Below are 18,984 nucleotides of genomic sequence, written 5' to 3'. Positions count from 1 at the left end.
GTCAGGCGTAGTTCTCGGGGCTGAGCTTGCGCTCGACCAGCTCGATGAGGATATGCACGACCTTGATATGCAGCTCCTGCACGCGGTCGGCGAAGTCGCCGCCGGGAGCGCAGATGCACACGTCGGCCAGGGCTTCCAGGGCAGAACCGGGCTTGCCGGTGAGGGCCACCACCTTCACGCCGAGGGCGCGGGCGGCTTCGGCGGCCTTGATCACGTTGGGGCTCTTGCCGCTGGTGCTGAAGGCGAGCAGCACGTCCCCTGGACGGCCATGGGATTCGATGTAACGGGAGAAAATATGGTCGTAGCCGAAGTCATTGGCGACGCAGCTGATATGGCTGGCATCGCTGATGGAGATGGCGGCGACGCCGGGGCGATTCTTGCGGTAGCGGCCGGTCAGCTCCTCGGCGAAGTGCATGGCGTCGCACATGGAGCCGCCGTTGCCGCAGGAAAAGGCCTTGCCCTTGTTCTCGAAGCTCTCGACCAGGAGTTGCGCCGCATGCTCGATGCTCTTCAGGGCCTGCTCGTTGGCGATGAAGTTGTCCAGGGCGGTCCTGGCTTCCTCCAGGCTGTTGCGGATGTGGCTGAGCATGCGGGCTTACCTGTTCGGGTTGAGTGGGTCAGGGCAGGTCGTGGCTGGAGTAGAAGGCGGCCAGCACCTTCACCAGATGCGCCAGGTCGTGGCTGCCGGCCAGTTCGCGGATGGAGTGCATGGCGAAGGTGGGCAGGCCGATATCCACGGTGCGCACCCCCAGCTGGCTGGCGGTGATGGGGCCGATGGTGGAGCCGCAACCCATGTCGCTGCGGGTCACGAAGCTTTGCACCGGTACTTCGTTTTCCAGGCAGAGGTGGCGGAAGAAACCGGCGGTTTCGCTGCTGGTGGCGTAGCGCTGGTTGCTGTTGACCTTGATCACCGGGCCGGCGTTGAGCTTCGGGCCGTGGTTGCCGTCGTGCTTGTCGGCATAGTTGGGGTGCACGCCGTGGGCGTTGTCGGCGGAGACCAGCAGCGAGCGCTGGATGACCCGGGCGAAGGCGTCGCCTTCCGGCAGCACGCGGCGCAGGATCTGCTCCAGCATCGGGCCGTCGGCGCCACAGGCGGAGCAGGAGCCCACTTCCTCGTGGTCGGTGCAGACCAGCACGCAGCTCTCGTCGGCCTCGGCGGCCAGCAATGCCTGCAGGCCGGCGTAGCAGGACAGCAGGTTGTCCAGGCGCGCGCCGGCGATGAAGTCGCCGCCCAGGCCGATCACCGCGGCGCTCTGGGTGTCATAGAAGCTCAGTTCGTAGTCCAGCACCGCATCGGCGACCACACCGTGTTCGAGGGTCAACTGCTCGGCCAGCAAGTCGCGGAAGTCGCGGGCTTCGCCGGCGGCCAGCTGCGCCAGGATGGGGGGCAGCTCGGTCTGGGCGTTGATCGCCCAGCCCTGGTTGGCCTCGCGGTTGAGGTGGATGGCCAGGTTGGGGATCACGGCGATGGGCACCTGGAAATCCACCAGCTGGCTTTCCACCATGCCGGCGGCGCGGTAGGTGACGCGCCCGGCCAGGGACAGGTCGCGGTCGAACCAGGGCGCCAGCAGGGCGCCGCCGTAGACTTCCACGCCCAGTTGCCAGAAGCCCTGCTTGTGCAGCTCGGGGTTCGGCTTGACGCGCAGGCAAGGGCTGTCGGTGTGGGCACCGACCAGGCGCAGGCCGCCTTCCAGTACCGGGCGTTTGCCCAGCTTGATGGCGACTATGGAGGAGTCATTGCGGGTGACGTAGTAACGCCCGCCGCTTTCGATTCGCCAGGCCTCGCGTTCATCGAGGCGCACATAACCGGCAGCTTCCAGGCGTTTGGCCAGGCTGCGGGTGGCGTGGAAGGGGGTGGGCGAGGCCTTGAGGAAATCGATCAGGCCCTGGTTCAACTCTTCGCGCATTGGGGGACTCCGGACAGCAGTGGCCGGGAGTTTATCCCATCGGGCTTGCGGAGTAGGAGGGCGGACGGCGGTGAATTTTCCTAACAGGCCGATAGTCAGGCGCTGAGGCCTCATGGTGGGAGCGAATTCATTCGCGAAGTGCAGGGCGGGGACAGGCGTAGGGTGGACCACGCTTCACCGGTCCACCAGGCGTGGCCAGGCCTGACTCCGATGGTGGATAGAAAAGCGCTATCCACCCTACAGGCGCTGAGCCACCACCGCGAACAGGTGCCAGTGCTTCGACTTGCCGATTGCGGTCTTGCCTTCGAACTCGGCCTCCTCGAAGTCGAGCAGTTCCCAGTCGGCCAGGAGTTCGCAAAGCTCGCTTCGGCGATGGATGGTCAGTCCGGACTGAGCCCAGGCATCCCGCTCTCCAAAGAAGTGTCCGGCGAACAGTCCGCCCTGTTGCAGCGATTGGCAAATGCCAGCCCAGAACCTCGGAAAGGCCTCCGGTCTACAGAATGGCAAGGCGAACGCGCAGTTGATCAGGTCTGCCGGCGGGAGCTGAACCTGCTCGAAGCGCTCGCATTCGGTCTGCAAATGACCGTGCTGGTGAATCGGGGCCAGGGCATGCAGACGTTCCAGCGCTTGAGGATCGGCATCGACAGCATGCACCCGCCAACCTTGCCGAAGGAGTTCCCGACTGTCGCGGCCGGCTCCGCAGCCCAGATCGAGCGCTAATCCCGGTGGTTCACTCCAGGCAGCCAGCGCCTTTTGCAAGGTTGGCCAGGGTGGTGCGCCTTGGGTGGCGTTGTAGTAAGCGGTATTGGTCACGTTCGTTGGTCCTGCATTTCCATGCCGCGTCATCCTAGGACGGGATGGTGCCACGACCAATGGAAAGGGACTCAGGTGCCGAATCGGAACGTCCCGTAGGAAGTTAGCCCACGCGCCGCGCCACTACGGAGAACAGGTGCCAGTGCTTGTTGCGGCCCTTGGCGGTGACGCCATCTTCTTCCTTCTCCTCGAGCATCAGCACTTCCCAGCCGGACAGCAGTTCTTCCAGCTGCGCGCGGCGCAGGATGGTGATGCCGTTGTCGGCCCAGTCGTCCCGTTCACCGAACAGGTGGCCGGCGAACAGGCCGCCGACGGGGAGCGCCCCGCAGATGGCCTGCCACAGGCCGGGAAAGGCCGAGGGTGGGCAGAGCGGCAGGGCGAAGCTGGAGTTGACCAGGTGGGCCGGCGGCAGGGGTATGGACTCGAAACGGCAGCAGCGGCTTTGCAGCCGCAGGCGCTTCTCCTCGTCAAGCTGGGCCTCAAGGCGGGCCAGGGCTTCGGGTTCGGCATCCACGGCCAGCACCCGCCAGCCGCGCCTGAGCAGTTCGAGGGTGTCGCGGCCCGCGCCGCAGCCCAGGTCCAGCGCATGGCCGGGCGGTCCGTCCCACAGCTCCAGGGCGGTCAGCAGGGTGAAGCGGGCGGGTTGCCCCTCGGTGGCGTTATAGAAATCGGTAAAACTCATGATTTCCCCGAAATGACACTAAGCGGCTTTTCTTTGAGCCTAGGTCAGAACGGCGCAGGGCACTCGAATCTCAGGCGTTCGCCCGTCTGAGGATGGCTCAGGCAGAGCAGGCTGGCATGCAGGCAAAGGCGGTCGTGGGCGGCCAGTGCCTCCGGATTGGCATAGAGGCGGTCGCCCAGCAGCGGGTGGCCGATGGACAGCATGTGCACGCGGAGCTGGTGCGAGCGGCCGGTGATGGGAGTCAGCTCGACCCGGCTGTAGTGCCCGCAACGCTCGATCACCCGCCAGAAGGTCAGGGCATGGCGGCCCTGCTCGAAGTCCACCACATGGCGCGGCTTGGTCGGCGGGTCGTAGCGCAGCGGCAGTTCGATGCGGCCGCTGTCCAGTTCCGGCTCGCCCCAGCAGAGGGCGGTGTAGGCCTTCTCGGTCTCGCGGTCGTGGAACTGGCGGGACAGTTCGCGGTGACTGTCGGCGTCGCGGGCCAGGACGATCAAACCGGAGGTTTCCCAGTCCAGCCGGTGGACGATGCGCGCCTCCGGGTAGCCGTTCTCCTGCAGGCGGGTGATGAGGCAGTCCTTGTTGTCCTCGGCGCGGCCGGGCACGGACAACAGCAGGGTGGGCTTGTTGACCACCAGCAGGGCGTCGTCCTGATGAATGAATTCGATCTGGGAAAGCGGCATTGGGGTTCCGGAAACGCCGACGGCGGCCAAGGCCGCCGTCATTGCACAACTGCGTCGATCAACGATCGGGCAGGGTAATGTTCAACTCGAGGATCGAGCAGTTGCCCTGATCCTCCAGCAAGACCTGGACCTGCTCCTGGTCGATGTCGACATACTTGCGAATCACGTCCACCAGTTCCTTCTGCAGGGCCGGCAGGTAGTCCGGCTGGCTGCGTTGACCACGTTCGTGGGCGACGATGATCTGGAGTCGTTCCTTAGCGATCGAAGCGCTGTTCTGCTTCTTCCGCTCGCGAAAGAAGTCGAAAATGTTCATTCACGGCCTCCGAACAGGCGTTGTAAGAGTCCTTTCTTCTGCACGTCGAGGAAGCGGTGGGGCAGTTCCTTGCCGAGCAGACGATCGACGGCATCGCTGTACGCCTGGCCGGCGTCGCTCTGGTCGTCGAGGATGACCGGAATGCCCTGGTTGGAGGCCTTGAGCACCGCCTGGGATTCCGGAATGACACCGAGCAGGTTGATGGCGAGGATTTCCTCGACGTCTTCGACCCCGAGCATTTCGCCCTTGGTCACGCGCTCCGGGTTGTAGCGGGTCAGCAGCAGGCGTTCCTTGATGGGATCCTCGCCCTTTTCGGCGCGGCGCGACTTGCTGGCCAGCAGGCCGAGCATGCGGTCCGAGTCACGCACGGAGGAGACTTCCGGGTTGGTCACGACAATCGCCTCATCGGCGTAGTACATGGCCAGGTGGGCGCCCTTTTCGATACCAGCCGGCGAGTCGCAGACCACGTATTCGAAGTTCTGGGAGAGCTCGGCGATGACCTTGCCGACGCCTTCGAGGGTCAGGGCGTCCTTGTCGCGGGTCTGGCTGGCGGCCAGCACGTAGAGGTTTTCAAGGCGCTTGTCCTTGATCAGGGCCTGGGTGAGGGACGCTTCGCCATTGATGACGTTGACGAAGTCATACACCACACGGCGCTCGCAACCCATGATCAGGTCCAGGTTACGCAGGCCGACGTCGAAGTCGACGATGACGGTCTTGTGACCGCGCAGTGCGAGACCGGTACCGAGGGCGGCGCTGGTGGTGGTTTTGCCCACTCCACCCTTGCCGGACGTAACAACGAGGATCTTGGCCAAGGTGATTCACCCCAAATGATAAGAAAATCGGGAAGTTATCAGCTCATCCGAGCCGTCCGTCTTCCCTTTCAGTTCCCTGAAATTTCGCGGCAGTATCCGTTAAAGGCGGGTGATGTTCAACACATCACCCGACAGGCTGACTTGTACCTGCTGACCCCAGAGCGGGTCGCGCCGCAGATCGTCGGCAACCTTGTATTGCCCGGCCACCGAGACCAGCTCGGCGGCCAGTTGGCGGCAGAATATCCGCGCCTTGGTGTCGCCCTTGATGCCGGCCAGGGCACGGCCGCGCATGGGACCGTACACATGGATATTGCCGTCGGCGAGAAGTTCCGCGCCGGGGCTGACCGGGGCCAGCACCACCAGGTCGCCGCCAGGAGCATAGACCTGTTGGCCGCCGCGCACCGGGGTGGTGATGACTTTGGTCGGTTGCACCTTGGGCTCCGGCGGTTCCACCGGCTTTTCGACGGGCTTCTTCGCCGCCGGTTCCACCGGGTCGATCGGCCGTTCGCGGGCGCCGGAGGGCGGCAGCACGGGGATGTCCAGGGCGTCGGCGGCGGCTATGTGCTCTGCGCGATTGGCGCGGATCGCGAGCGTGCGCAGGCCATGGCGGCGGCAGATGTCCAGCAGGGCGGGGAGGTCGAGACCGGGTTCGCCGTCCGGCAGTTTGTCCAGCGCCATGACCAACGGTGTGTTCTGGAAGAAGTTCGGCGCCTGGGCGACTTTTTCGTCCAGCTGCCGGTCGAGGCGTTCGAGGTCGTAGTGCGCCAGCTCCATCACGGTGATGGCGAGCATGCTGCCCTTGAGCTGGAACACGGGGTCTTGGTCGAGAAGGTCAGCTTGGCTCATGGTCTGCCTGCAATCGTGAATGGCGAGGACTTATAGCGAGATCGCCCGGCGCTAGCAAGCCGGAGGGGTTGGCGCATTTCGAGTAGAATGCGCGGTTTTCTCGCTCAAGCGGATTCAGAGATGGATAGACCTCAATTTCGCCCAATGTTCCTCCACCCGCGCTTCTGGGCGTTGTGGCTGGGCCTGGGCCTGCTCTGGCTGATCACCTTGCTGCCCTATCGGGTGCAACTCGGCCTCGGGCGTGTGCTGGGGGCGCTGATGCTGCGGGTCGCAAGTTCGCGGCGTAAGATCGCCCGGCGCAACCTTGAGCTGTGCTTTCCGGAATTGTCCCGGGCCGAACACGAGCGGCTGCTGCGGGAGAACTTCGCCTCTACCGGCATCGCCTTCTTCGAGATGGCCATGAGCTGGTGGTGGCCCAAGGAGCGCCTCGCCCGCCTGTCCCACATCGAAGGGCTGGAGCACCTGCAGAACGCCCAGGCGCAAGGGCAGGGCGTGATCCTCATGGCCCTGCACTTCACCACCCTGGAGATAGGCGCCGCGCTGCTTGGCCAGGAGCACACGATCGACGGCATGTACCGCGAGCACAAGAATCCGCTGTTCGATTTCATCCAGCGCCGTGGCCGCGAGCGCCACAACCTGGACGCCACCGCCATCGAGCGCGAGGACGTGCGCGCCATGCTCAAGGTGCTGCGCGCCGGCCGCGCCATCTGGTACGCGCCGGACCAGGACTATGGCCGCAAGCAGAGCCTGTTCGCGCCGCTGTTCGGCATCGAGGCCGCCACCGTCACCGCTACCACCAAGTTCGCCCGCCTCGGCCGCGCCCAGGTGCTGCCCTTCACCCAGCGCCGCCTGGAGGATGGCTCCGGCTACCGGCTGGTGGTCCACCCGCCGCTGGCCGACTTCCCCGGCGAGAGCGAGGAGTCCGACTGCCTGCGCATCAACCAGTGGGTGGAAAGCTCGGTGCGCCAGTGCCCCGAGCAGTACCTCTGGGCTCACCGGCGCTTCAAGACCCGCCCGGAAGGCGCGCCCAAGCTCTACTGAACCCTATACTCGGAATGAATCGCCCGGAGAGCAGTCCATGGATGCAAGCGACACCGCCAAGAAGCCCGTGACCGGGCTGATCCTCTCCGGTGGTGGTTCGCGGGCGGCCTACCAGGTGGGCGTACTGGGCGCCATCGCCGATCTGCTGCCGGACGCCGCCTGCAACCCTTTTCCGGTGATCGTGGGCACGTCTGCCGGCGCCGTGAACGCCGTCGGCCTGGCCTGCGGCGCATTGCATTTCAGCCAGGCCATCCGCCGCCTGAACGCCGTCTGGCAGGGCTTCCACTGCGGGCAGATCTACCGCAGCGACTGGCCCGGTGTGTTGCACCAGAGTTCGCGTTTCTTCGGCCACAGCCTGCTGGGTCTCGGTCGAGATATCCCCGCGGCGCTGCTGGACAATTCGCCCCTGCGCGAGCTGCTGGGGCGCGAGCTGGATTTCTCCGGTATCTCCGCGGCCGTGCGTACCCGCCAGCTCCGCGCCGTGGCGGTGACCGCCTTCGGTTACGACTCCGGCCAGGCGGTGACCTTCTATCAGGGGCGCGCCGCCATCGACCCCTGGTTTCGCCACCGCCGTGTCGGCGTGCCGACCCGGCTGGGCGTAGAGCACCTGATGGCCAGCGCGGCGATTCCCCTGCTGTTCCCCGCGGTACGCCTGGGGCGCGAATACTTCGGTGACGGTGCTGTGCGTCAGACGGCGCCCATCAGCCCGGCGCTGCACTTGGGAGCCAGCCGGGTGCTGGTGGTGGGGGTGAGCGGTAACCCGCTCGGCGTGAATCCGAATCCGGAGGAGGCCAGGCCCCACGCCGGCCGGCCGCCGACCCTGGCGCAGATCGGCGGACACCTGCTGAACAGCACCTTCATCGACAACCTGGAAAGCGATATCGAGCTGCTGGAACGGATCAACCGTATGAGCCGGGCCATCCCGCCCGAATCGCCGCCGCACAACCGCAGCTCGAAGGAGGTGGACGTGCTGGTGATCTCGCCAAGCCGGCCGCTGGACGAGATCGCCGCCCGCCACCGGCGCGAGATGCCGCGCGCCATCCGCACCTTCCTGCGTGGACCGGGGGCGACCCGGGCGAGCGGGGCGGGGGTGCTCAGCTACCTGTTGTTCGAACCGGGCTATTGCAACGAGCTTATCGAGTTGGGCTATCAGGACGCCATGGCCAAGCGCGCCGAGCTGCAGGCCTTCCTCGGCCTGGAGACGGCGCCCGTGCATCCCCAGACCATCCCTGCCCTCTAGCGAGCGACTAGACGCCGAAGCGGCCGTCGCGGTAGTCCCGCAGCGCCTGCTCGATTTCCTCGCGGCTGTTCATCACGAAGGGGCCGTACTGGACTATCGGCTCGCCCAGCGGGCGTCCGGCCAGCAGCAGGACCTTGGCGCCACCCGCGCTGGCCAGCTCCAGCGCGCCCTGCTCGGACAGCCGTACGAGCCGACCCTTGCCGATGGCGCTGCCATTCACCTGCAGCTCGCCTTCGTAGACGTAGAGCATCGCCCGCAGGCCATCGGCCAGGCGCGGCGCCACCTGGCTGCCGGCGGGCAGCTGCAGGTCGAAGATATGCGGCTCGGTATGCGGGCGCTGCACGGCGCCGTCGCGGACCAACTGGCCGTCGTCGAAGCGGCCGGCGATCACCAGCGCTTCCACACCCTGGGCGGTGACCGCGCGGGGAATCTCCGCCGGGTCGAAGTCGCGGTAGCCGGGATCGCCCATCTTGTCCTTGGCCGGCAGGTTGAGCCAGATCTGGAAGCCGCGCATCACGCCTTCCTCCTGTTCCGGCATCTCGCTGTGGACGATGCCGCGCGCGGCGGTCATCCACTGCACGCCGCCGTTCTGCAGCAGGCCGCTGTTGCCCAGGTGATCCTCATGGCGCATGCGCCCTTCGATCATGTAGGTGATGGTCTCGAAGCCACGGTGGGGGTGCGCCGGGAAGCCCGCGACATAGTCGTCCGGATTGGCCGAGCCGAACTCGTCGAGCATCAGGAAGGGGTCGAAGCGCGGCACGCCCTGCTCGGCGAAGACGCGGGTCAGGTTGACGCCGGCACCGTCGGATGCGGGCTGGCCGGGGCGTTGTTCGAGAATCTGGCGGTGGCTCATCGGGACCTCCTCAGGGTTGGGATGGGGTCGATGCTATGCCAGATAATTGAATTAATGGTGCGTGATTTTGTTTGATTTATATCGAGAGAGTAGATGTAAAGGGGCGCGATCTGCTCTTCCTGTGGGGGCGAATTCATTCGCAAAGCAGGCCGAAGGCCTGCCCGGGGACACTGCAGGGGGCAGCTGCGCTGCCCTAAGCGAATGAATTCGCCCCCACATGTCCGCCCCACCGGGGAGCGGACGGTCATTCCGCGATCTGCAACTCGCGCGACTGGGTATAGACGTAGCGCAGCTTCTCGTACTCGAAGGGGGTGTTGAGCTGACCGTAGCGGAAACCGGTGGTATGGCGCTTGTCCACCATGCGCAGGACAGTGATCTCCGGGTGATTGCTGCTGACTTCCGGAACGTTGAGGAAGTTGATCTGGTAGTCCGCCACGTAATCCACCACCAGGCCGCCGGTATCCCGCCCGTTGGAGGGGCCGAGGATCGGCAGCATCAGGTAGGGACCGTTGCCTACGCCGTAGTAGCCCAGGGTCTGGCCGAAGTCCTCGCTCTGCTTGGGCAGGCCCATGCGGCTGGCCGGGTCCCAGAGGCCGGCCACGCCAATGGTGGTGTTGAGCAGCAGGCGCCCGGTGATCTCCACGGAACGCTGGCCCTTGAGCTGCAGCAGGCTGTTGAGCAGGTTGGGCACATCGCCCAGGTTGCTGAAGAAGTTGCTCACGCCACTGCGCAGAAAGCGCGGTGTGACGTACCGATAGCCGCGCACCACCGGCAGGAATACCCACTCGTCGAAGCGGTAGTTGAAGTGGTAGACCCGCCGGTTCCAGGATTCGTAGGGGTCGTAGACGTTCAGTGCGTCCAGGGTCGAGCGTTCGAATTCACGCTGGTCCAGGCCCGGGTTGAACTTCAGGTCCTTCAGCGGTTGGGTGAAACCGTCCTGGTCGGGCTCCTGGGCCTGGACCAGACCGCTGGTCACTAGCAGCGCGAGGAAGAGTGCTTTCTTAGCCACGGAAGAACTCCAGCATGGCGTCGCCGTTGACGCGGTAGTTGAGGTTGCCGCAGTGACCGCCATGGGGATAGACGATGAGCCGGTCGCCCAGGACGCGGCGCAGGAAACCGAGGTCTCCGGAGCCGAGGATGAGGTCGTCGGCGTTGTGCATGACGGCGATCTTGCTGGTGCTTTTCAGGTAGTCCTCCAGGGCGTAGAGGCTGACCTGGTCGATCAGTTGGGTGAGGCTGCCGCCGTCGAAGCGGGCGCGCCAATAGGGGATCAGCTGCTCGGTGATGTAGCAGTCGAAATCGCACTGCAGGGCGCGCTTGTAGAAGGGCGTCAGGCTGGTGCCTTCGCCAATCGGGTAGGTCACCGGGGTGATCAGGCCGCGGCGGTTGATCAGGTCCGAGGTGAAGGCGATATCCGAGGAGGAGAAGCGGAAGGCGGTGCCGATCAGCATCGCCATCTGCTCGTTGGACAGCCGCTGCTTGGACTGCTGGAAGTCGAACAGCAGGGCGTCGTTCAGGTCGATGTAGCCCTTCTGCTGGAAGTAGCGGGTGAGCTTGCCGAGCACCACCTGGTAGAAGGTCGTGGTGTCGTCCACGCCCCTGACCCGGGTCTGCACCAGGCGGTCGAGGTTGGTCACCGAGGTGTAGAGGTTCACCGGCGGGTTGAGCAGTAGCACGCGCTTGAAGTTGAAGCTGCGGCGGGTCTCGTCGAGGTGGCTGACGAAAGCCGCGTCCAGGGCGCCGAGGCTGTAGCCGGTGAGGTAGAAATCGGTAATCGGCAGGCCGGGGTGCTGCGCGCGCACTGCCTGCATGACGCGGTAGAGGTCATCCGCGTCCTCGGCGGAAAGGCCTGGCGTGGCGTGGCGCGAAGCGGCGGCCATGAAGTCGTAGCTGGTCGGCGAGGACAGTTGCACCACGTGATAGCCGGCGCCATAGAAGAGTCGCTTGAGGCTCTCGGCGTGGGTGCTCGCGTAATGACCGCCGGTGCCGGCGATCACGAAGACCAGCGGGGCAGGGTGGTCCTGCCTGGCCAGGCGGTAGCGCAGCTTCTTCACCGACCAGAAGTTGTCCGGCAGGTCGTTTTCCCGTTCCGGGCGCAGCTTGAGGTCGTAGTCGGACTGGTCGATATCCTCGTCCGCCGGCACCTTGCTGCGCAGGTCGGGCGGGGTGGTGGCGATGGTCGCCTCGAAGGGGTTGGCGATCGGAAAGCCGTAGCTCTCCGCATCCAGGTCTGCGGCCTGGGCCTGGGCACAGAGGATCAGGCTACCCAGCAGGGCGGCGAGGCGAAGGCGAAGCATAGGAAGGGTCCCTGTTCAGTTTCTGCGGAGGCCTGGCCGAGGCGGCGGGCTCCATCCACTCCCCCGGTATGCCGAGTCAGGCACCGGGGCTCCGTTCCTTATAAGAGAACGTCATGAGTGAATACCGAGCCTATGACAACTGCAAGTCCCGCAAGTGCGGCCCGTACATCAGTCCAATGCTGGCCGGATGGACGCAAGGCCCTTGCATAAGGCGGTCGGGGGATTATCCTTGGCGCCGCTTCCACTTTTGGAGAGAACCATGTCCAGCCGTTCGTCCCTCATCCTGCTGCTGATCCTGCTGCCGCTCTGGCTGGCGGCCAGCTACGGGGTCCGTTTCGCCCTGATGGAGGATGGCCAGTGGGTCGGCCTCTGCGTCGAGGAGGCGCAACGCTGGGAGTGCCAGGCGCGCGCCGGCCTCGGCCTGCTGATCCATTTCCGTCTCATCGCCTGGATCGGCCTGGGTGCTGCCCTTATCGGCTTCTTCGTGCCCGGCCGCATCGGCTGGAGCCTGGCCCTGTTGGCGCTGCTGTTCGCGCTGCCGGCCCTGGTGCTCTACACCGCGAGCCTCGCGGTATTCGCCTGCGTCATCGCCGGCTTGCGCCTGGTGCGCCGGTCGCGGCCGGAAACCTTGGCGGTGAATGCCTGAAACCTTCCAGGTAGATGAAAAAAGGACGCTTCGAGCGTCCTTTTTCGTTGGAGGGGTCTTCGGTAGGGTGCGCTGTGCGCACCGGCAGCCCTATGCCGAGCCATCGGTGCGCATGGCGCACCCTACCGTCGAATCCGTGCTCAGGCCTTGACCCGCAGGCTGCGCCAGAGGGCGGCCAGCAATAGGGCGCTCACGGCAGCCCAGCCGATGGCCTGCAGGTTGCCCAGGGTCTCTTCATAGAGCTGCGGCACTATGCCTGCGCCGATCAGTACCGCCATCAGGGCGATCTCGCGGCGCGGTACGGCCACCGGGCGGCACAGGTACACCAGTGCCGGCAGCAGCAGCGCGGCGCTGGGGAAGCTGCGGTAGCGGGCGTCGAATACCAGGGCCAGCATCAGCACCGCGCCGGCGAAGCCTGAAGCCGCCAGCCACCAGCCGCCACGGCTTTCCAGCCAGTCGAACAGCCGGTTGCGCAGGCCGCCGCGAGCGGACAGGGCCAGGGCGCCGTGGGCCAGCACGATCAGATTGAGACCGACCAGGAAGGCGGCCCAGAGCCATTCGCCGACGAAGCGGCTGGTGACCCGCGCCAGTTCGCCCCAGAGGCCGATGCAGGCGGCGCCGACCGCGGCCAACAGCGGCAGTACCAGGGCGGCGCGGGTGGAGGCTGGACGGCCGGCGAGCATCAGGGTGGCGAAGAAGATCAGCCCGGAAACGCCCAGCCACATGGGCCAATTGGGCAGGTTGGTGACCGGGCCGGCCAGTACGCCCTTCTCCTGGCGATCAGCGTCGAACAGGCCCCAATAGCCGCCCACGGCGCCTTCGCTCTCACGCTTCCAGGGCTGGTCGAAGGCTTCGATCAGGTTGTAGCCCCAGCCGTTCTCCTCGGCCATGGCGACGAAGCCGCGGATGAACCTGGCCTCGTTGACCCGGCTCGGCACCGCGGTCTCACGCTGGCGGCCTTCGCTGGGCCAGCCGGTCTCGCCGATGAAGATGTCCTTGGGCGCGAAGCGGTTGCCGAACACCTGGCGGATTTCGCCGACATGGCGCAGGGCCTGGTCGATGCCAGCTGGATCGTCCTCCCAGTAAGGCAGCAAGTGGATGGTCAGGAAGTCCACGGCCGGCGCCACTTCCGGGTGCTGCAGCCAGAATTCCCAGACATCCGCATAGGTCACCGGCTGTTGTACCTGGGCCTTGACCTGCTCGATCAGCTTGGCCAACTGGGCGCCCGTGACTTCCTTGCGCAGCAGGGTCTCGTTACCGACTATCACCGACTGCACCACGTCCGGGTTGGCATTGGCGGCCTTGATCAGGGCATCGATTTCCTTGGCGGTGTCCATCGGGTTGCTGTTCACCCAGGCGCCCAGCATCAGCTTGAGGCCGTGCTTGCGCGCCAGTTCCGGGATGGCCTCCAGGCCGGTCATGGAATAGGTGCGCACGCAGTGGAACCGGGTCGCCAGCAGGGCCAGGTCCGCATCCATGCGCTCGGGGCGCAGCACGAAGGGCTGGTCGAATGGCGACTGATCCTTGTCGAAGGGGCTGTAGGACGCGCACTGCAGCTTGTGGCTGGGGGTCGCCGCATCCGGCAGGACCACGGGCTTGCCCAGGCCGTACCAGAGGCCCGCCAGGGCCAGCAGGGCGATCAGGCTGGAGAACAGATAGGGGAGTGCAGGGAAACGGGCGTTCTGACTCATGTCTAAGGGTGCTTGCGTTGGGGGCAAAGCCGCGCATCTTAGCGGATTCACGCCCTTCGCTCCTACGGCCGAGGCGGGAAAATCCGCACAGCGGATTTCCGGCCTGGGACCGCATCAGGCGTGATGATGCAGCCAGGCATGCCGGGGAATTTCCTGGCGCGGCTCATCGCCCTTTTCAAAGCGCTTCCAGATCTTCTCGTGGAAGTAGAAGCCGACCGAGTTGCACAGCGGCTCGACCGCCGCCACCAGGCCGCCGACCGCTACGCTACCGGTCAGGGCGTAGGCCACGGCGAAGGCGATGCAGAAGTGCATGAGGGTGAAGGTCACGGTCTTGAGCATGGCGCACCTCGGTAATGCGAATGATTATTCGATGTGCCCAGGCTAGTGATTCGGATCGATACGGGGAAATTCTCAAGCGCCATGGTTTCGATAGTTTTGCTATATCGAATACTGTACGACCTTGGTCGAGAATGGTCCCAAGCTACGACTAAGGTCGTCTGTTGTGCTTGTACGACCGTTCTATTGTTGGCTTCACCAGCAACCCGCGCTGTGGAGGACAACAACAATGAACGACAGCACCTACAAGCGGATTCAGGAGAATCCGCGCTTTCAGGAACTGGTATCCAAACGCGAACGCTTCGCCTGGATACTCTCTGCCATCATGCTCGGCCTCTATCTGGCCTTCATTCTCCTGATCGCTTTCGAGCCGCAACTGCTCGGCGCCCGCATCAGCCCTGAGTCTCCCATCACCTGGGGTATCCCGATCGGTGTTGGCCTGATCCTTTCGGCCTTCGTGCTGACAGGCATCTACGTTCGCCGTGCCAACGGCGAGTTCGACCGCCTGAACCACGAAATCCTCAAGGAGGTCCAGTAATGATCGCGCGCATCCTTGCCGTGCTCGGCCTGATGGCCGTGGCACCCGCCCTCTGGGCCGCAGGCGCCATCGAAGGTGATGTCCAGCGCCAACCGCTGAACGTCTCCGCCATCGTCATGTTCGTCGCCTTCGTCGGCTTCACGCTGTACATCACCTACTGGGCCTCCAAGCGCAGCAAATCCGCCGCCGACTTCTACACCGCAGGCGGCAGCATCACCGGTTTCCAGAACGGCCTGGCGATCGCCGGCGACTACATGTCCGCGGCGTCCTTCCTGGGTATTTCCGCGCTGGTGTTCACCTCTGGCTACGATGGCCTGATCTACTCCATCGGCTTCCTGGTGGGCTGGCCGGTGATCCTCTTCCTGATCGCTGAACGCCTGCGCAACCTCGGCAAGTACACCTTCGCCGACGTCGCCTCCTACCGCCTCAAGCAGAAGGAAATTCGTACCCTGTCCGCCAGCGGCTCGCTGGTGGTGGTGGCCTTCTACCTGATCGCGCAGATGGTCGGCGCCGGCAAGCTGATCGAACTGCTGTTCGGCCTCAACTACCACGTCGCCGTCGTGCTGGTGGGCATTCTGATGGTGCTCTACGTGCTCTTCGGCGGCATGCTGGCGACCACCTGGGTACAGATCATCAAGGCTGTGCTGCTGCTCGCCGGTGCTTCCTTCATGGCGCTGATGGTGCTCAAGCACGTCAACTTCGACTTCGCCACCCTGTTCAGCGAAGCCATCAAGGTCCACCCGAAAGGCGAGGCCATCATGAGCCCCGGCGGCCTGGTGAAAGACCCGATCTCCGCCATTTCCCTCGGCCTGGCCCTGATGTTCGGGACCGCTGGCCTGCCGCATATCCTGATGCGCTTCTTCACCGTCAGCGACGCCAAGGAAGCCCGCAAGTCGGTGTTCTACGCCACTGGTTTCATTGGTTACTTCTACATCCTGACCTTCATCATCGGCTTCGGCGCCATCCTGCTGGTCAGCACCAATCCGGCCTTCAAGGACGCCGCCGGCGCGCTGCTGGGCGGCAACAACATGGCGGCGGTGCACCTGGCCAATGCCGTGGGCGGCAGCCTGTTCCTCGGCTTCATCTCCGCCGTGGCCTTCGCCACCATCCTCGCGGTGGTTGCCGGCCTGACCCTGGCCGGTGCCTCGGCGGTGTCCCACGACCTCTACGCTTCCGTTTACAAGAAGGGCAAGGCCAGCGAGAAGGACGAACTGCGCGTATCGAAGATCACCACCGTGATCCTGGGCGTTGTCGCCATCGGCCTCGGCATCCTCTTCGAGAAGCAGAACATCGCCTTCATGGTCGGCCTGGCCTTCTCCATCGCCGCCAGCTGCAACTTCCCGGTACTGATCCTCTCCATGTACTGGAAGAAGCTGACCACCCGCGGTGCGATGATCGGCGGCTGGATGGGACTGATCACGGCGGTGGGCCTGATGATTCTCGGCCCGACCATCTGGGTACAGATCCTCGGCCATGAAAGCGCCATCTACCCCTACGAGTACCCGGCGCTCTTCTCGATCCTGGTTGCCTTCATCGGTATCTGGTTCTTCTCCATCACCGACAAGTCGACCGCAGCGGACGAGGAACGCGCACGCTTCTACCCGCAGTTCGTACGTTCGCAGACCGGCCTGGGCGCCAGCGGTGCCGTGGCCCACTGATCCGACCCATCCACTTGCATGACTTGGGGCAGCCTTCGGGCTGCCCTTTTTCATGCTTGCGAGAGCGGTTCCCGGAGTGCGGGGGAGGGGCAGCAGCAGCCGGCTTGCTGGCGAGTGGTGCTGCACTCGTCCTTCGCGAGCAAGCTCGCTCCTACAGTTCTCCCGCACAATCGGAATGCCCCGATTCCAGCGAATGGCTGGGAAATTTCTGCAAGTAGTGTGGGAAATAGATTCAGCCCCAAAGTCCTCGCCGGCCCGGAAGCCAAGCTGCATGGGGCTTGGCCGGTAACCGGGGCCAACGGGTCTACAACCAAGGTCGGCTATCGAATAAGTACCGTTGTCCTAGATTCGGGCCGCGAGCAACTCGCGCCAATGAGGACAACAACAATGACCGACCCGATCAACCAGCGGATTCTGCAGAACCCACGATTCCATCAACTGGTCTCCCGACGGCAGCGCTTCGCCTGGCTGCTCTCGGCCATCATGCTCGGCCTCTACCTGGCCTTCATCCTGGTGATCGCCTTCGCCCCCGACCTGCTGGGCTCGCGCATCGGCCCCGGCTCGCCAGTGACCTGGGGCATCCCCATCGGCATCGGCCTGGATGTCCTGGCATTCCTGCTGACCGGCATCTACGTCTACCGCGCCAACGGTGAATTCGACCGCCTGAACCAGGAAATCCTCGAGGAGGTACGGCAATGAATGTGCGCATCCTTCTGGCCATCGGCCTGTCGGCCGTTGCACCGGCCCTGTGGGCCGCCGACGGCGCTGCGGGGCGCCAGCCGCTGAACCTCCCCGCCATCCTGATGTTCGTCGCCTTCGTCGGCTTCACGCTCTGCATCACCTGGTGGGCGTCGAAACGCAGCAAGTCGCGGGCGGACTTCTACACCGCCGGTGGCAGCATCACCGGCTTCCAGAACGGCCTGGCGATTGCCGGCGACTACATGTCCGCCGCGTCCTTCCTGGGGATATCCGCGTTGGTCTTCACCTCGGGCTACGACGGCCTGATCTACGCCATCGGCTGGCTGGTTGGCTGGCCGGTGATCCTCTTCCTGATCGCCGAACGGCTGCGCAACCTCGGCAAGTACACCTTCGCCGATGTCGCCTCCTACCGCCTCCGGCAACGGCCGATCCGCACCTTGTCGGCCAGCGGCTCGCTGGTGGTGGTAGCCCTCTACCTCATCGCGCAGATGGTCGGCGCCGGCAAGCTTATCGAGTTGCTGTTCGGCCTCAACTACCACGTGGCGGTGGTCCTGGTCGGGGTCCTGATGGTCTGCTACGTGCTCTTCGGCGGCATGCTGGCCACCACCTGGGTACAGATCATCAAGGCGGCGCTGTTGCTCTTCGGCGCGACCTTCATGGCACTGATGGTGCTCAGGGAGGTCGACTTCGATATCGCCACCCTGTTCAGCGAGGCCATCAAGGTCCACCCGAAAGGCGAGGCCATCATGAGCCCCGGCGGCCTGGTGCAGGATCCGGTCTCGGCCATTTCCCTTGGGCTGGCGCTGATGTTCGGGGTGGCCGGCCTGCCGCACATCCTGATGCGCTTCTTCACCGTCCGCGACGCCAAGGAAGCCCGCAAGTCGGTGTTCTACGCCACCGGCTTCATCGGCTACTTCTACATCCTGACCTTCATCATCGGCTTCGGCGCCATCCTGCTGGTCAGCACCAACCCGGCCTTCAAGGACGCCAGCGGGGGCCTGATCGGCGGCAACAACATGGCGGCGGTGCACCTGGCCGACGCCGTGGGCGGCAGCGTCTTCCTCGGCTTCATCTCCGCCGTGGCCTTCGCCACCATCCTCGCGGTCGTCGCCGGCCTGACCCTTGCCGGCGCCTCGGCGGTGTCCCACGACCTCTACGCGAACGTGATCAAGGAGGGCCAGGCCAAGGAAAAGGACGAGTTGCGCATAACCCGGATCACCACGCTGATCCTCGGTGTGCTGGCGATCGGGCTGGGGATATCGTTCGAGAAGCAGAACGTCGCCTTCATGGTCGGCCTGGCCTTCTCCATCGCGGCCAGCTGCAACTTCCCGGTGCTGATCCTTTCCATGTACTGGCCGAGGCTGACCACCCGCGGCGCCATGGTCGGCGGCTGGCTGGGCCTGGTCACCGCGGTGAGCCTGATGGTCCTGGGCCCAACCGTCTGGGTGACGGTGCTGGGGCACGGGGAAGCCATCTACCCCTACGAGTACCCGGCGCTGTTCTCCATGCTGGTGGCCTTCGTCGGTATCTGGCTCTTCTCCATTACCGACAAGTCGGCCGCGGCGGGCGAGGAGCGTGCACGCTTCCGCGCGCAATTCGTGCGTTCGCAGACCGGCCTGGGCGCCAGCGGTGCCACCGCCCACTGATCCGGCCAATTGACGCGCAAGATGCGGGGCAGCCTTCGGGCTGCCCTTTTCCTTTTCGGAGGGGGCGTAGGTTGGTGCTGAGCCTGCGAAGCCCAACCTACGGGATTGCGCGGCTAGATCATGCCGAACAACAGGAGGACCACCACTATGACCAGGAGCACCCCGACCATGCTCGAAGGGCCGTAGCCCCAGTTGCGCGAATGGGGGAAGACCGGCAGACCGCCGATCAGCAGCAGGATCAGGATAATGAGCAGCAGAATGGTGATCATAGGCGGTGACTCCTCGG

Annotated in this window: 21 protein-coding genes; 7 read left to right on the top strand and 14 right to left on the bottom strand. The window is 64.9% G+C overall.

Annotated features, from left to right (window positions below; all coding sequences use genetic code 11):
* Position 1: 1 nt before the first annotated feature.
* From lpcA to minC, 8 genes are all read right to left on the bottom strand, one after another.
* Entirely contained in the window at positions 2–589 is a 588-nt protein-coding gene (lpcA, locus tag E8F11_RS29435; RefSeq protein ID WP_280292447.1) for a D-sedoheptulose 7-phosphate isomerase, read from the bottom strand.
* 28 nt (positions 590–617) lie between these two features.
* Positions 618–1,907, bottom strand: coding sequence for a M18 family aminopeptidase (locus tag E8F11_RS29430; RefSeq protein WP_280292446.1), 1,290 nt, complete (start codon positions 1,905–1,907; stop codon positions 618–620).
* 237 nt (positions 1,908–2,144) lie between these two features.
* On the bottom strand, positions 2,145–2,720 hold the full coding sequence (locus E8F11_RS29425) for a class I SAM-dependent methyltransferase (RefSeq protein WP_280292445.1): 576 nt from the start codon (positions 2,718–2,720) through the stop codon (positions 2,145–2,147).
* Between the two features lie 103 nt (positions 2,721–2,823).
* Positions 2,824–3,402 (bottom strand): class I SAM-dependent methyltransferase, encoded by a 579-nt coding sequence (locus tag E8F11_RS29420; protein ID WP_280292444.1) that lies wholly within the window; start codon positions 3,400–3,402, stop codon positions 2,824–2,826.
* A gap of 44 nt (positions 3,403–3,446) precedes the next feature.
* The gene (locus tag E8F11_RS29415; protein ID WP_280292443.1) at positions 3,447–4,082 is read right to left on the bottom strand and encodes an RluA family pseudouridine synthase; all 636 of its coding nucleotides are present in this window, start codon (positions 4,080–4,082) and stop codon (positions 3,447–3,449) included.
* A 58-nt stretch (positions 4,083–4,140) separates the two neighbouring features.
* On the bottom strand, positions 4,141–4,395 hold the full coding sequence (gene minE, locus E8F11_RS29410) for a cell division topological specificity factor MinE (protein ID WP_280292442.1): 255 nt from the start codon (positions 4,393–4,395) through the stop codon (positions 4,141–4,143).
* A complete protein-coding gene (minD, locus tag E8F11_RS29405; protein ID WP_280292441.1) occupies positions 4,392–5,207 on the bottom strand; it encodes a septum site-determining protein MinD in 816 nt (271 codons plus the stop codon). The genes minE and minD overlap by 4 nt, the downstream gene beginning before the upstream one ends.
* Before the next feature lie 99 nt (positions 5,208–5,306).
* Positions 5,307–6,053: a septum site-determining protein MinC gene (minC, locus tag E8F11_RS29400; protein WP_280292440.1), complete on the bottom strand. Its 747-nt coding sequence runs from the start codon at positions 6,051–6,053 to the stop codon at positions 5,307–5,309.
* Positions 6,054–6,173: 120 nt separating this feature from the next.
* On the opposite strand from minC, the gene E8F11_RS29395 reads away from it, so the two are divergent.
* Positions 6,174–7,094 carry a lipid A biosynthesis lauroyl acyltransferase gene (locus tag E8F11_RS29395; protein ID WP_280292439.1) on the top strand — a complete coding sequence of 307 codons (921 nt, stop codon included), beginning with the start codon at positions 6,174–6,176 and terminating at the stop codon, positions 7,092–7,094.
* 37 nt (positions 7,095–7,131) lie between these two features.
* Positions 7,132–8,334 carry a patatin-like phospholipase family protein gene (locus E8F11_RS29390; protein ID WP_280292438.1) on the top strand — a complete coding sequence of 401 codons (1,203 nt, stop codon included), beginning with the start codon at positions 7,132–7,134 and terminating at the stop codon, positions 8,332–8,334.
* Between the two features lie 7 nt (positions 8,335–8,341).
* Here the strand turns inward: E8F11_RS29390 and E8F11_RS29385 are convergent, their stop codons facing one another.
* From E8F11_RS29385 to E8F11_RS29375, 3 genes are all read right to left on the bottom strand, one after another.
* On the bottom strand, positions 8,342–9,187 hold the full coding sequence (locus E8F11_RS29385) for a pirin family protein (protein WP_280292437.1): 846 nt from the start codon (positions 9,185–9,187) through the stop codon (positions 8,342–8,344).
* A gap of 244 nt (positions 9,188–9,431) precedes the next feature.
* Complete coding sequence (locus E8F11_RS29380; protein WP_280292460.1) at positions 9,432–10,169, bottom strand: VacJ family lipoprotein; 738 nt, start codon at positions 10,167–10,169, stop codon at positions 9,432–9,434.
* A 19-nt stretch (positions 10,170–10,188) separates the two neighbouring features.
* Positions 10,189–11,484, bottom strand: coding sequence for an alpha/beta fold hydrolase (locus E8F11_RS29375; protein ID WP_280292436.1), 1,296 nt, complete (start codon positions 11,482–11,484; stop codon positions 10,189–10,191).
* Positions 11,485–11,743: 259 nt separating this feature from the next.
* On the opposite strand from E8F11_RS29375, the gene E8F11_RS29370 reads away from it, so the two are divergent.
* Positions 11,744–12,130 (top strand): hypothetical protein, encoded by a 387-nt coding sequence (locus tag E8F11_RS29370; RefSeq protein ID WP_280292435.1) that lies wholly within the window; start codon positions 11,744–11,746, stop codon positions 12,128–12,130.
* Between the two features lie 140 nt (positions 12,131–12,270).
* Here E8F11_RS29370 and E8F11_RS29365 read toward each other — a convergent pair whose 3' ends face one another.
* A complete protein-coding gene (locus E8F11_RS29365; protein ID WP_280292434.1) occupies positions 12,271–13,821 on the bottom strand; it encodes a glycosyl hydrolase family 17 protein in 1,551 nt (516 codons plus the stop codon).
* A gap of 114 nt (positions 13,822–13,935) precedes the next feature.
* Entirely contained in the window at positions 13,936–14,160 is a 225-nt protein-coding gene (locus E8F11_RS29360) for a DUF2061 domain-containing protein (RefSeq protein ID WP_280292433.1), read from the bottom strand.
* Positions 14,161–14,386: 226 nt separating this feature from the next.
* Between E8F11_RS29360 and E8F11_RS29355 the strand changes: the two genes are divergently transcribed.
* The 4 genes from E8F11_RS29355 to E8F11_RS29340 all read left to right on the top strand — a co-directional run bounded on the left by E8F11_RS29355 (position 14,387) and on the right by E8F11_RS29340 (position 18,698).
* Positions 14,387–14,695, top strand: a complete 309-nt coding sequence (locus E8F11_RS29355) for a DUF485 domain-containing protein (RefSeq protein ID WP_280292432.1) — start codon at positions 14,387–14,389, stop codon at positions 14,693–14,695.
* Positions 14,695–16,353, top strand: coding sequence for a cation acetate symporter (locus tag E8F11_RS29350; protein ID WP_280292431.1), 1,659 nt, complete (start codon positions 14,695–14,697; stop codon positions 16,351–16,353). Before E8F11_RS29355 ends, E8F11_RS29350 begins: the two co-directional genes overlap by 1 nt.
* A 387-nt stretch (positions 16,354–16,740) precedes the next feature.
* The gene (locus E8F11_RS29345; protein WP_280292430.1) at positions 16,741–17,052 is read left to right on the top strand and encodes a DUF485 domain-containing protein; all 312 of its coding nucleotides are present in this window, start codon (positions 16,741–16,743) and stop codon (positions 17,050–17,052) included.
* Positions 17,049–18,698 (top strand): cation acetate symporter, encoded by a 1,650-nt coding sequence (locus tag E8F11_RS29340; protein ID WP_280292429.1) that lies wholly within the window; start codon positions 17,049–17,051, stop codon positions 18,696–18,698. Before E8F11_RS29345 ends, E8F11_RS29340 begins: the two co-directional genes overlap by 4 nt.
* A gap of 113 nt (positions 18,699–18,811) precedes the next feature.
* Here the strand turns inward: E8F11_RS29340 and E8F11_RS29335 are convergent, their stop codons facing one another.
* Entirely contained in the window at positions 18,812–18,967 is a 156-nt protein-coding gene (locus tag E8F11_RS29335; protein ID WP_280292428.1) for a DUF3309 family protein, read from the bottom strand.
* Positions 18,968–18,984: the final 17 nt, after the last annotated feature.

The sequence above is a fragment of the Pseudomonas sp. BN417 genome, from assembly GCF_029871205.1.
GTDB lineage: Bacteria > Pseudomonadota > Gammaproteobacteria > Pseudomonadales > Pseudomonadaceae > Metapseudomonas.
Note: the sequence above shows the minus strand (reverse complement) of the source record. Positions and strands in the feature narration are given on the sequence as shown.

What these genes read in the sequence shown, in the direction of transcription:
- E8F11_RS29430 (WP_280292446.1), bottom strand. Translation starts at nt 1,907, where the DNA reads ATGCGCGAAGAGTTGAACCAGGGCCTGATCGATTTCCTCAAGGCCTCG.
- E8F11_RS29395 (WP_280292439.1), top strand. Translation starts at nt 6,174, where the DNA reads ATGGATAGACCTCAATTTCGCCCAATGTTCCTCCACCCGCGCTTCTGG.
- minE (WP_280292442.1), bottom strand. Translation starts at nt 4,395, where the DNA reads ATGAACATTTTCGACTTCTTTCGCGAGCGGAAGAAGCAGAACAGCGCT.
- E8F11_RS29390 (WP_280292438.1), top strand. Translation starts at nt 7,132, where the DNA reads ATGGATGCAAGCGACACCGCCAAGAAGCCCGTGACCGGGCTGATCCTC.
- lpcA (WP_280292447.1), bottom strand. Translation starts at nt 589, where the DNA reads ATGCTCAGCCACATCCGCAACAGCCTGGAGGAAGCCAGGACCGCCCTG.
- E8F11_RS29415 (WP_280292443.1), bottom strand. Translation starts at nt 4,082, where the DNA reads ATGCCGCTTTCCCAGATCGAATTCATTCATCAGGACGACGCCCTGCTG.
- E8F11_RS29365 (WP_280292434.1), bottom strand. Translation starts at nt 13,821, where the DNA reads ATGAGTCAGAACGCCCGTTTCCCTGCACTCCCCTATCTGTTCTCCAGC.
- E8F11_RS29370 (WP_280292435.1), top strand. Translation starts at nt 11,744, where the DNA reads ATGTCCAGCCGTTCGTCCCTCATCCTGCTGCTGATCCTGCTGCCGCTC.
- E8F11_RS29350 (WP_280292431.1), top strand. Translation starts at nt 14,695, where the DNA reads ATGATCGCGCGCATCCTTGCCGTGCTCGGCCTGATGGCCGTGGCACCC.
- E8F11_RS29335 (WP_280292428.1), bottom strand. Translation starts at nt 18,967, where the DNA reads ATGATCACCATTCTGCTGCTCATTATCCTGATCCTGCTGCTGATCGGC.
- E8F11_RS29345 (WP_280292430.1), top strand. Translation starts at nt 16,741, where the DNA reads ATGACCGACCCGATCAACCAGCGGATTCTGCAGAACCCACGATTCCAT.
- E8F11_RS29360 (WP_280292433.1), bottom strand. Translation starts at nt 14,160, where the DNA reads ATGCTCAAGACCGTGACCTTCACCCTCATGCACTTCTGCATCGCCTTC.
- minC (WP_280292440.1), bottom strand. Translation starts at nt 6,053, where the DNA reads ATGAGCCAAGCTGACCTTCTCGACCAAGACCCCGTGTTCCAGCTCAAG.
- E8F11_RS29340 (WP_280292429.1), top strand. Translation starts at nt 17,049, where the DNA reads ATGAATGTGCGCATCCTTCTGGCCATCGGCCTGTCGGCCGTTGCACCG.
- E8F11_RS29420 (WP_280292444.1), bottom strand. Translation starts at nt 3,402, where the DNA reads ATGAGTTTTACCGATTTCTATAACGCCACCGAGGGGCAACCCGCCCGC.
- E8F11_RS29385 (WP_280292437.1), bottom strand. Translation starts at nt 9,187, where the DNA reads ATGAGCCACCGCCAGATTCTCGAACAACGCCCCGGCCAGCCCGCATCC.
- E8F11_RS29375 (WP_280292436.1), bottom strand. Translation starts at nt 11,484, where the DNA reads ATGCTTCGCCTTCGCCTCGCCGCCCTGCTGGGTAGCCTGATCCTCTGT.
- E8F11_RS29355 (WP_280292432.1), top strand. Translation starts at nt 14,387, where the DNA reads ATGAACGACAGCACCTACAAGCGGATTCAGGAGAATCCGCGCTTTCAG.